Annotated in this window: 10 protein-coding genes; 6 read left to right on the forward strand and 4 right to left on the reverse strand. The window is 71.9% G+C overall.

What is annotated here, in order from left to right; genetic code table 11:
• Positions 1-170: 170 nt before the first annotated feature.
• The 3 genes from fliD to DEJ17_RS17130 all read right to left on the reverse strand — a co-directional run bounded on the left by fliD (position 171) and on the right by DEJ17_RS17130 (position 3,468).
• Positions 171-1,568: a flagellar filament capping protein FliD gene (gene fliD, locus DEJ17_RS17120; protein ID WP_110895584.1), complete on the reverse strand. Its 1,398-nt coding sequence runs from the start codon at positions 1,566-1,568 to the stop codon at positions 171-173.
• 93 nt (positions 1,569-1,661) lie between these two features.
• The gene (locus DEJ17_RS17125; RefSeq protein WP_181421271.1) at positions 1,662-2,519 is read right to left on the reverse strand and encodes a flagellin; all 858 of its coding nucleotides are present in this window, start codon (positions 2,517-2,519) and stop codon (positions 1,662-1,664) included.
• A gap of 118 nt (positions 2,520-2,637) precedes the next feature.
• A complete protein-coding gene (locus DEJ17_RS17130) occupies positions 2,638-3,468 on the reverse strand; it encodes a sigma-70 family RNA polymerase sigma factor (RefSeq protein ID WP_110895588.1) in 831 nt (276 codons plus the stop codon).
• Between the two features lie 442 nt (positions 3,469-3,910).
• Here DEJ17_RS17130 and DEJ17_RS17135 point away from each other — a divergent pair, with 442 nt between their 5' ends.
• The 6 genes from DEJ17_RS17135 (at position 3,911) to DEJ17_RS17160 (ending at position 9,845) form a co-directional block, all read left to right on the forward strand.
• The gene (locus DEJ17_RS17135) at positions 3,911-4,396 is read left to right on the forward strand and encodes a flagellar protein FlgN (RefSeq protein ID WP_110895590.1); all 486 of its coding nucleotides are present in this window, start codon (positions 3,911-3,913) and stop codon (positions 4,394-4,396) included.
• A gap of 4 nt (positions 4,397-4,400) precedes the next feature.
• Entirely contained in the window at positions 4,401-5,822 is a 1,422-nt protein-coding gene (gene flgK, locus DEJ17_RS17140; protein ID WP_110895592.1) for a flagellar hook-associated protein FlgK, read from the forward strand.
• 2 nt (positions 5,823-5,824) lie between these two features.
• Positions 5,825-6,706, forward strand: coding sequence for a flagellin (locus DEJ17_RS17145; RefSeq protein ID WP_110895594.1), 882 nt, complete (start codon positions 5,825-5,827; stop codon positions 6,704-6,706).
• On the forward strand, positions 6,703-7,071 hold the full coding sequence (gene fliW / locus DEJ17_RS17150) for a flagellar assembly protein FliW (protein WP_027465503.1): 369 nt from the start codon (positions 6,703-6,705) through the stop codon (positions 7,069-7,071). The genes DEJ17_RS17145 and fliW overlap by 4 nt, the downstream gene beginning before the upstream one ends.
• A 277-nt stretch (positions 7,072-7,348) precedes the next feature.
• Positions 7,349-8,269, forward strand: coding sequence for a hypothetical protein (locus DEJ17_RS17155; RefSeq protein ID WP_110895596.1), 921 nt, complete (start codon positions 7,349-7,351; stop codon positions 8,267-8,269).
• A gap of 703 nt (positions 8,270-8,972) precedes the next feature.
• On the forward strand, positions 8,973-9,845 hold the full coding sequence (locus tag DEJ17_RS17160; protein WP_181421272.1) for a hypothetical protein: 873 nt from the start codon (positions 8,973-8,975) through the stop codon (positions 9,843-9,845).
• A gap of 93 nt (positions 9,846-9,938) precedes the next feature.
• Here DEJ17_RS17160 and DEJ17_RS17165 read toward each other — a convergent pair whose 3' ends face one another.
• On the reverse strand, positions 9,939-10,070 hold the full coding sequence (locus DEJ17_RS17165) for a hypothetical protein (RefSeq protein WP_309146748.1): 132 nt from the start codon (positions 10,068-10,070) through the stop codon (positions 9,939-9,941).
• Positions 10,071-10,076 lie beyond the last annotated feature (6 nt).

Here is a 10,076-nt window from a genome sequence, read left to right on the forward strand (position 1 = left end):
GGTGCAGGTCGAGCAGCAGCCGATCGTAGAGCATCGTCACGAGCTGGGCCGGCGTCGCCGACAGCACGGCCTCGTTCGTGTACTGGGCACGACGCTGGTCGGTGACGGAGCGCGGCTGGGCGGCCTGGCGGAAGGCGGCTGCCTGGAAGTCGAAGGTCATGGTGTTCCCGTCAGCTCGACGTCGACGCCAGCTGGCTGGTGAGCCAGCTGGACTGGGACTGGAGTTTGCTGAGGCTCGTCTCGAGGGCCGAGTACTGCGCCTGCAGGGTCGCCCGACGGCGGGTCAAGCGGTCGGACCAGCTGTCGATCTGGGTGTTGAGGTCCTTCGCGATCGACTGCTGGCCGGTGATCGAGGTCGTGATCGACCCGTTGTACTTGTCGGACGCGGCGGTCGCGGCGGCGCCGACGTTCGCGGCCACCCCGGAGAGCATCGCCTGGGTGCCCTGCGGGTCGGTGGCCAGGGCCTTCTGGAAGGCGTCCGGGTCGAACGTGAACGTGCCGTCCTTCTCGATGACGATCCCGATGGACGACGGCGACTTCCCGCCGACCGGCGTGGACATGGTGCTCGTCAGGCGCTGCACGACGTCGCGGGTCGTCGCGTCGCCGGTGAGCACCCCGGCCTTCGTGGTCGTCGTGCCGGTGGTCGCACTCGTCGTGCTCGTCACGGCGGTGTTCGTGCCGTAGTAGCTCGTGATCGCGTTGAGGGCGTCGACGAGACCGGAGGCCACGGCCTGCGCCTTCGTCGTGTCCTGCGCGACCGTGATCGTCACCGGGTCCGTCGACGGCTTCGTGACCGTGACGTCGACGCCGGGGAGCAGTCCGGTGAAGGTGTTCGTGGCGCTCGTGACGGTCTGCGCCGCCGCGCTGCCGGCCCAGAGCGTCACGCTCGCGTCGCGAGCCGACGTGACGACGGCCGCCCCGGGCTGCGCGAACACGTCCGTCGCGGTGCCGGCGGTGACGTCGGCGCCGCTGCCGCGGTACAGCGAGAATGCGCCGGCGGCGCCCGTCGACGTCGACGTGAGCTGCAGGCGGTAGAGCTTGGTGCCGTCGGCGTCGGTGCCGGCCGACACCTTGGTCGCGGTCACCCCCGCGGCGGATGCGTTGACGGCCGAGACCGCGTCGTCGAGCGACCCGGACGCCGGCGTGACGGTGGTCTGCTTGCCACCCGCCCCGACGATCGTGATCGGCTCGGCGGCGGACGACCAGGTCGACATCGCCGCGGTCACGCCGACCTGGGCGGTGGCGGTCGCGCCGACCGTGAAGCTGATCGCGCCCTGGGCCGCGGTGGTCCCGGCGACGACGCTGACCGTCGGCGCCGAGCTCGTCGCGGTGAAGACGTCGAGCGAACTCGTCTTCTGCGCCGCCGTGGCCCTGGTCGCCAGGGTCTGCACGAGCGAGTTGATCGTCTGCAGCGACGAGATGAACGAGTTCGTGCTCGCGAGCTTCGACTTCAGCAGCGTCTGCGGGACGGCCTCGACGCTCATCAGCGAGTTGATGAGGTCGGTGGTCTTCAGCCCGCTGACGAGGCCGTCGATGGCCAGGCTGTTCGCCGAGGAGACGGACGACATCGATGGCTCCTGCCGGTGTGCGGTGGCGGTCGGATGCGGACGACGCCGCCCACCGGGACACCCGAAGGGTCCTGGTGAGCGGCGTCAGGGGTGCTAGCGCAGGAGCGAGAGCACGCCCTGCGTGCTCTGGTTCGCCTGTGCGAGCATCGAGGTGCCGGCCTGGCTCAGGATGTTGTCGCGCGTGTACTTGACCATCTCCTGCGCCATGTCGACGTCGGTGATGCGCGAACCGGCAGCGGTGAGGTTCTCCTTGGCCACGTTCGTCACGTTGATGGCGTGGTCGAAGCGGTTCTGGACCGCACCGAGGTTCGAACGGGCCTCCGAGACGGCCTTGATCTGCGCGTCGATCGTGCCGATCGCCGTGCGGGCCGCGTCGCCGGAAGCCAGGTCGAGGTCCTTCACCGCGGTGGAGACCGCGCTGACATCGGCGCCGGTCAGGTCGACCTCGATCTTGCTGGCGGCGGTGCCGTCCGCGCCGACCTGGAAGGTCAGCTTGCCGGTGCCGTCGACGGTGCTGCTGGTGGCGGCCTTGCCGTCGAGCAGCTTGATCCCGTTGAAGTTGGTCGAGTCCGAGATGCGCTGCAGCTCCTCCTGGAGCTGGCCCACCTCGGTCGTGATCGCCTTCCGCGAGTCCTCGTTGTTCGAGTCGTTGCCGGCCTGGACGGCCAGGTCGCGCATGCGCTGGAGGATCGAGTGGGTCTCGGTGAGGCCACCTTCAGCGGTCTGCACGACGGAGATGCCGTCCTGCGCGTTGCGGGCGGCGACCGTGAGGCCACCGACCTGGGACTTCAGCCCCTCGGAGATCGACAGACCGGCAGCGTCGTCGGCAGCACGGTTGATGCGGAGACCGGTCGAGAGCTTCTCGAGGGACTTCGACAGGTCGTTCTGCGTCGCGTTGAGGTTCCGGTACGTGTTGAGTGCCGAGAGGTTGGTGTTGATGGACATACCCATGGTGGTTTCCTCCGTGAATGTGGGTCGTACGCCTGCCCGTCCGTGGGCTGACATGGATGACTCTCGACCGGTTGCCGGGAGTCGTTAGGAGATCGGCGGAGAAGTTTCCGCCGACGTCTCAACTCGCCGCGACGGCCGGGCCGGACGCGGCCGGGCCGGACGCGGCGTCGTGCACGGCACGGGCGACACCGGCGGCGGCGTTCGTGGCGACACGGGCGAGGTAGGCGCTGCGGCGGGCCGCGGTGGTGCGGCTCGCGGGCTCGACGGTGGTGCCGTCGCCGTAGTGGGCGGCGAGACCGTCGTGGAGCAGGCGCATCGCCTCGGAACGCTGCTGCGAGACGGCCGAGTGCGTGATGCCGAGCTCGGCGGCGACGTCGGTGACCGAGCGGTCGCCGAAGTACACGGCCTCGACGATGAAGCGCATCCGTTCCGGCAGGGCCTCGACCGCGGCGCGGAGGTACCGGCGCTTCTCGGTCTCGAGCAGGTCGTCCCCGGGGAGCGGCAGGTCCGCGGCGACGAGGTCGTGCACGGTCTCGTCGAGCGGCGCGACGGTGCGGGCGGCATCGCTCATCGCGTCGACGGCGGTCTGCTTGTCGACGCCCATCGCGTCGGCGATCTCCTGCGCACCGACGCTCCGGCCGAGGCGTGCGGACAGGGCCTCCTGCGTTGCCAGGGTCTCGCGGATCCGCTTGCGGGTGCCGCGGGACGCCCAGTCGGCCGAGCGCATGTCATCGGCCAGCGCGCCGGCGATCCGGGTGCGGGCGTAGGCGCCGAACGGCACGCCGAGGGTGGGGTCGAAGGCCTCGGCGGCTGCGACGAGTGCGAGCGATCCGACGGCGGCGAGGTCGTCGCGGTCCAGGTGCGTTGCCCGGGAACGGACGTCGGCCACGATGTAGCCCACGAGCGGGAGGTGCTCCACGATCATCGCGTTGCGTTCGGTGCGGTCCATGCTGTTCCCCTGGTCGACCTGACGTGTGTCGGCTCACCCGTCCGTGGGCGCGACGGACGCCGGCCTCGGATGGCCGGTGCGTACGCCGAAGACCCGCTCGGGTCCCTCCGAGCGGTGCACCCCGCATCGTTGCCGAGCGGTTCCGGGTGTCCCCCGGGGTGCGTTCCGAATGTATCGGCTGGCAATGCGCTGAACGGGGGTCGCTCAGTCCCCAGTGCGGGGGTGTTCGCGGTGTTTCACGGTCGGCATTTGTGAGGACTCCGGGTTGGGAACGATCGTTCTCGTCCCCCAACTGGGGTCGCCGGGGTGTGCGCGGGCCGATGTCCGGTCCGCGCGCTCCTCCCCGTGCCTTACGGACCGTGCAGCGGCGTCGATAGGTCTCCGTGTCCGCAGGATGACGGACCGGGAACCACCCCGACGAACCACCACCCGGGAGGAGCTGATGAGCGTGAACGACCTGTCCGCCGTGCTCTGGCGCGAACGCGAGCTGCTCGAACTGCTCACCTTCAAGCTCGAGGAGGAGCAGCTCCTGCTCACCGCGGGCCGCTCCCGCTGGGTCTCGCACGCCAGCCGCGAGGTCGAGCAGGTCCTCGACCGCCTCCGCAGCACCGGTCTCGAGCGCGCCGCGCAGAGTGCCGAGGTCGCCGAGGAGTGGGGCGTCCCCGCCGACGCTCCCCTGCGCGACGTCGTCGCCGCGGCACCGAACGGGCCGTGGGGCGAGATCCTGTCGTCGCACCTCACCGCGATGGTCGAACTGACCACCCAGATCGGCGCCCTGCGCGACGAGAACGACCGGTTCCTCCGCTCCGCCGCCCAGGCCACCGAGGAGACCCTGGCGGGGACCGTCACCGGCGCCGCCACCTACGACGCCAGTGGCACGTCCGGCGCAGGCCAGGACGGCGCCCGCCTGTTCGAGGGGACGCTGTAGCACCGTGGTCAGCACCTTCGGATCCCTCGCGACCGCCTACTCCGGCCTCGCCGCCGCCCGTGCCGGCATCGACGTCACCGGCCAGAACATCGCGAACGCCGGCACCGCCGGCTACACGCGGCAGCGCGTCACGCAGAACTCGATCCCCGCGACCCAGACCGGGTTCATGCGGGGCACCGCGGCCCTCGCCGGCCAGGGCGTCTCGGTCGACGGCATCGCCCGCCTGGCATCCCTGACGCTCGACGCCGGTGTCCGCGTCGCCGCCGGTTCGTCGGCCTACGCCGATGCCCGCGCCACGGCACTCTCCGCCCTCGAGACCGGGTTGCACGAGCCCGGCAAGGACGGCCTGAGCGCCAAGCTCGACGCGTTCTGGTCGTCCTGGAGCGAGCTCGCCAGCCACCCCGACGACCCGGGTGCCGCCAGCGCCGTGCTCGGGGCCGCAGGCACCGTCGTCGCCGCCCTGGCCGCCGGCTCGAAGGCCGTCGACACGCAGTGGTCCTCGGTGCGCGGCACCCTGACCGGGCAGGTCGCCCAGCTGAACGGCGCCGCGGAGCAGGTCGCCGACCTGAACGGCCGGATCCGCACGGCGCTCGCCTCGGGCGGCAACGCCAACGAGCTGCTCGACCAGCGCGACCAGCTCACGCAGCAGATCGCCACGCTCGCCGGCGGCACCACCCGGACGAACGCCGACGGCACCGTCGACGTGCTCCTCGGCGGCAACCCGCTCGTGCAGGGCACCGACGCCCGCGCGGTCGCCCTCGGCGGCGGCGAGCGTCTCGCCGACGGAACCGCGGTCACCCTGACCTGGACCACCGGCACGGCCGGGGCGGTCGGGCTGAGCGGCGGGTCGATCGGTGGCGCCCTCGCGGTCCTCGCACCGGCGTCCGGTACCGGCACCGGCGGCGCACTCGCCGAGGCCTCCGCGTCCTACGACGCCGTGGCCACGCGACTCGCCACCACCGTCAACGCCCTGCACGCCGCCGGGACCACCCCGGCCGGCACCACCGGCGCACCGTTCTTCTCCCTGGCCACCGGCGTCCCCGCCGCCCAGGCGCTCGGCGTCGTCCCCACGGACGCCGGCGGCCTGGCGACGCGGAACGCGGCGGGGGAACTCGACGACTCGTTCGCCGACGCGCTCGCGCGACTCGGGGCGTCGTCGGACGGTGCCGACCAGGTCTGGGCGACGTTCGTGGCGGGGGTGGGCACCGCCTCCAGGTCGGCGACGTCGGAATCGACGATGACCGGACTCGCGCTCACCAACGCGCGCACCCAGCAGCAGTCGAGCGCCGGCGTCGACCTCGACGAGGAGAACGTCAACCTGCTGAGCTACCAGCACGCGTACCAGGGCGCGGCGCGCGTCCTGACCGCCGTCGACGAGATGCTCGACACCATCATCAACCGCGTCGGACTCGTCGGGAGGGGCTGATCGTGATCACCCGTGTGACCACCCAGATGTCGATGGCGGCCGCGTCGGCCCGGCTGCAAGCCGGTGCCGCCAGGGTCGCCGAGCTCACCGACCAGGCCACGACGCTGCGTGCGATCCAGAAGCCCTCGGACGACCCGGTCGGCACCGCGTCGTCGATGCAGGTGCGCAAGGAGCAGGCCGCAGCCGCGCAGTACTCGCGGAACGCGAACGACGCCGCGGCGTGGCTCGCGACCACCGACAGTGCGCTGTCCGGCGTGTACTCGGTGCTCAACAACGTCCGCGACCTCACGGTGCGGGCCGCGAACTCGGGCACCATGAGCGACACCGACCGCGACGCGTTCGTCACGCAGTTCCGGTCGCTCAAGGCCGACCTCGAGGCACGTGCCAACACCACCTACGGCACCCGTTCGGTGTTCGCGGGCTCGTCGACCGCCGCTGTCGCCTACGACCCCGCCACGGGCTGGGCGACCTCCGGCACCGACGTGTCCCGGCGGGTCGGCGACGGCACCACCGTCCGCGTCGACACCTCCGGCACCGCGGTCTTCGGATCCGGCGACGACTCGGTGTTCGGCATGATCGACTCCATCGTCAGTGACCTGCAGAACGGGGTGAACGTGAACGCTCGCATCGGGGACGTCGACACGGCGCTCGGGACCGTCCGCGGCGCCCAGGCCGACGTCGGCGTCCGGCACGCCGCCGCACTCGCGGCGCAGGACTCGCTGAAGTCCGCGACCGTCTCACTCGAGAGCCGCCGCGCCGGCATCGAGGACGTCGACCTCGCGAAGGCCGTCCTCGACCTGCAGGTGCAGCAGACCAACTACCAGGCAGCCCTCGCCGTCACCGCGAAGGTCCTGCAGCCGACCCTGATGGACTACCTCCGATGAGCATCTCCCTGACCTTCGCCGTCCCGCCGTTCGGGCTCGCCCCCGCCGCGGCCTTCGAGCTGTCGCCGGTCGACGGCGCCGAAGGGCTGTTCACGCTCGTCGGCGACGACGCACGGCTGTTCCTGCTCGACGCCGCGGTGCACCTGCCGTCGTACGCGCCGGAACTCACCGACGAGCAGGCCGCCGGGCTCGGGCTGACCGACCCCGCCGACGCGATGCTGCTCGTCGTGGCGAACCCCGGGGCGTCCGGCACCACGGTCAACCTGCTCGCGCCGATCGTCGTGAACGCCCGGACCGCCGTGGGCGCGCAGGTCATCCTCGAGGAGCAGGACCTGCCGCTGCGGGCGGAGCTCGCGCGGGTGTAGGTGCGGCGCGGCCGCGGCGGGGCGCGGCGCGGCGGCGGCTTCGCACCCGTTCTGCGACATTCCACCAGTCGTTCCCGGCGTGGATCGTCGGAAGATGTGCATGCAGATGGTGCGTGTGCATGTGACGACAAGACACGAGTCGATCGACGCGTGCATCGTCGCAAGATGCACACGCATTGCAGCTGGTCAGTCCTGCACAGGTCGTCGTCGCCGCCCGGCTCTCCACAGATCGGGCGATGGCGTGCGCTGGACCACGAGGTTCGGCGAGCCTGGTGGCATGTCCAGAGCGAACGACGTCGAACTCATCCGCACGACGGGTGCGACCTCCGCCGAACGCCGCTCGCTCGAGCGCGATGTCCGCCGCGGACGGTACGAACGCCTCCGCCCCGGCGTCCTCGTCCGCCCGGATGCACTCGACGGGATGCATCCTGGTGAGCAGCACCACGTGCTCGTCCGGGCCTCGGCGCACCGACTCCGAGCGACCGATGTCGTCTCACACCAGTCTGCGTGCGCAGTCCTCGGGCTCCCGTTGATCGGGGCAGCACCGCCCAAGGTGCACCTCGCCGATCCGACCACGACGCACACCCGCGTCACGGCGTGGTTCGTCCGGCACGGTGCACAGGGGCGGCCGCCCGCAGTCCTCGTCGATCAGCAGGCGACACCCACGACGACGGCCGCGAGGACCGCCATCGACGTCGCTGCGACACGCTCCTTGCTCGAAGCGCTCCCCGTCGTCGATGCCGTGCTCTCCCGTCGGCTCGCCGTCCGTGAGGCGTTGGACGCGGAACACGCATCGCTGGCCTTCGCCCGGACCAAGGCGGGGATCGCGGTGGGGATGGGATCGGCGCTGTCGGGGTCGCCGGCGGAGTCGGTGTGCCGCGTCCGCTTCTGCGAACTCGGGGTGCCGGAGCCGGTGCAGCAGCACGTGTTCGCCCGGGTCGGATCGGCCACGGCGGTCGTGGACTTCTGGTTCCCCGACCAGGGCGTCGTGGTCGAGGTCGACGGCCGCGCGAAGTACGAGGACCCGGCGCTGCTCGACGGGCGATCCACCGCGGACGCGCACTGGCGCGAGAAACGTCGTGAGGACTTCATCCGGTCGTTCCCCGAGGTCCGGGCGGTCGTCCGGCTCTCGTGGGCCGACCTGATGCAGCCCGACCGGGTGCGGGCTGCCCTCCGGCGCGCGGGTGTCCCGTGCTGAGGGTGCGTGCCCGACGATTGGCGCGGGCGGTGAGGCGCATCCGGGTGGTACGTGCGCTGACGCTCGACCGTCGGCCGAGCGGACGATCCCCCGGTGTCCACCGCCCCACCGACCACGACCTCGCCGAGTCCCACGCGAACGCCACGGACCGGCCCGGCACCCTTGACCACGCCGCCGCGGTGGTCCGGGTCGGGTTCGCGGTGGTCGCCGCCCTCCTCGAGCTCGACGTCCCGCACGGACACCGGCCCGAGTACCTGCGCCCCCGCGCCGATGCGAGCCGGCCCCTCGACGAGACACCCGGCGGTCAGGCGAGCCCGACCACCGATCACGACGTCGGACCCGTCCGCGACGACGGTCACCGGTCCCGGACCGAGTTCGGCTCCCGCGCCGACGTGCACGGTCGCCGCCGACGCGACGACGGTCACGGGTCCGGGGCCCAGGCGGGCACCGGCAGCCAGCGTGATCGCCCCACCGTGACGGGTCTCGAGTGTCGTGGACGGGTAGAGCACCGCGCCGGGCAGGACCGACACGCCCACCCCGATCAGGACGGACGCCGGATCGAGCACCCGGACCTCGGGCGCCAGGGCGATGACCTCTGCGACGGGCAGGAACCCGGCCGCACGACGGGCATCGTCGAGGGCCCGGGGCGCGGGGTCGGTGTCCATCCAGCGACCCTCTCACGTGCGCGGCGTACGGTGAAGCCATGGCCCGAGCCCCGAAGGACCAGTCGATCGTGCCCCTGCCGACCGCACCGGTCTCCCCCACCTCTTCCGACCCCCGAACGCAGCAGCTCCAGCCCACGGGTTGGGCCAAGTGGCTCGACCGGGTCATCAGTGTGCAGCGTCCCGTCGTGGTCGCGCACGTCAACGCGATCCGTCGTCGCAAGCCCGACGCGACCCCCGCCGAGGTGATCCAGATCCTCGAGCGGCAGTACCTGGCCGCGGTCACGACCGGCGGTGCCGCGGTCGGTGCGAGTGCGGTGATCCCCGGCGTCGGGATGGCCGCTGCGCTCGGCCTGAGCGGTGCCGAGACGGTCGGGTTCCTCGAGACGACCGCGCTGTTCGCACAGTCGGTGACCGAGGTGCACGGCATCGCGCTGGACGACCCGGAGCGCGCTCGCACCCTGGTGATGGCGATGATCCTCGGCGCGCCGGGTACGCAGCTCATCAAGCAGCTCGCCGGCCAGGCCGCCGGCGGGCAGGCTCGGACGGCGTTCTGGGGCGAGATGGTGACGTCCTCGCTGCCGAAGCAGGTCGTCAACGGCATCGGCGGACAGGTCCGTGACCAGTTCATCAAGCGCTTCGCCATCCGGCAGGGCGGATCGGTCCTCGGCCGCGCGCTGCCGTTCGGCATCGGAGCGGCCGTCGGCGGTCTGGGGAACCACGCCCTGGGGCGCAAGGTGATCCAGGCGTCGCGGACGGGGTTCGGCATGCCGCCGGCGGAGTTCCCGATCGTGTTGACGGTCACACCGGCTGCCGAGAAGACCCGGCGTGCCCTGCCGTGGAAGCGCGGCTCGGGCAAGGACCAGGAACTCTGGACCGAGCCGGGCCAGGACGACCCCCGCTCGAAGCGTTAGTCAGGACAACCGAGAAGGGTCTGGCGCGACGACCAAGAGCGGCCCGGGTACGGAGGCTCAGCAGCCGAGCCGGGCCGTTCGTGCCGCTGCGCCCTAGAAGGACCGCACCGGTGTCGTCACGACCTGCCCGGCGTGCGCGAATCCACCACCGAATCCGAACAGCAACGCCGGCACCCCCTCCGGCAGATCACCGCGCTCCCACGCCTTCGAGAGCCCGAGGGGCACACTCGC

The organism is Curtobacterium sp. MCSS17_011 (assembly GCF_003224275.1).
Taxonomy (GTDB): Bacteria; Actinomycetota; Actinomycetes; order Actinomycetales; family Microbacteriaceae; genus Curtobacterium.

Excerpts from the sequence above, each read along its gene's own strand:
- fliD (WP_110895584.1), bottom strand. The coding sequence starts at position 1,568 with ATGTCGTCCGTCTCCTCGGCGAACAGCCTGGCCATCGACGGCCTCGTC.
- DEJ17_RS17125 (WP_181421271.1), bottom strand. The coding sequence starts at position 2,519 with ATGGGTATGTCCATCAACACCAACCTCTCGGCACTCAACACGTACCGG.
- DEJ17_RS17130 (WP_110895588.1), bottom strand. The coding sequence starts at position 3,468 with ATGGACCGCACCGAACGCAACGCGATGATCGTGGAGCACCTCCCGCTC.
- DEJ17_RS17135 (WP_110895590.1), top strand. The coding sequence starts at position 3,911 with ATGAGCGTGAACGACCTGTCCGCCGTGCTCTGGCGCGAACGCGAGCTG.
- fliW (WP_027465503.1), top strand. The coding sequence starts at position 6,703 with ATGAGCATCTCCCTGACCTTCGCCGTCCCGCCGTTCGGGCTCGCCCCC.
- DEJ17_RS17155 (WP_110895596.1), top strand. The coding sequence starts at position 7,349 with ATGTCCAGAGCGAACGACGTCGAACTCATCCGCACGACGGGTGCGACC.
- DEJ17_RS17160 (WP_181421272.1), top strand. The coding sequence starts at position 8,973 with ATGGCCCGAGCCCCGAAGGACCAGTCGATCGTGCCCCTGCCGACCGCA.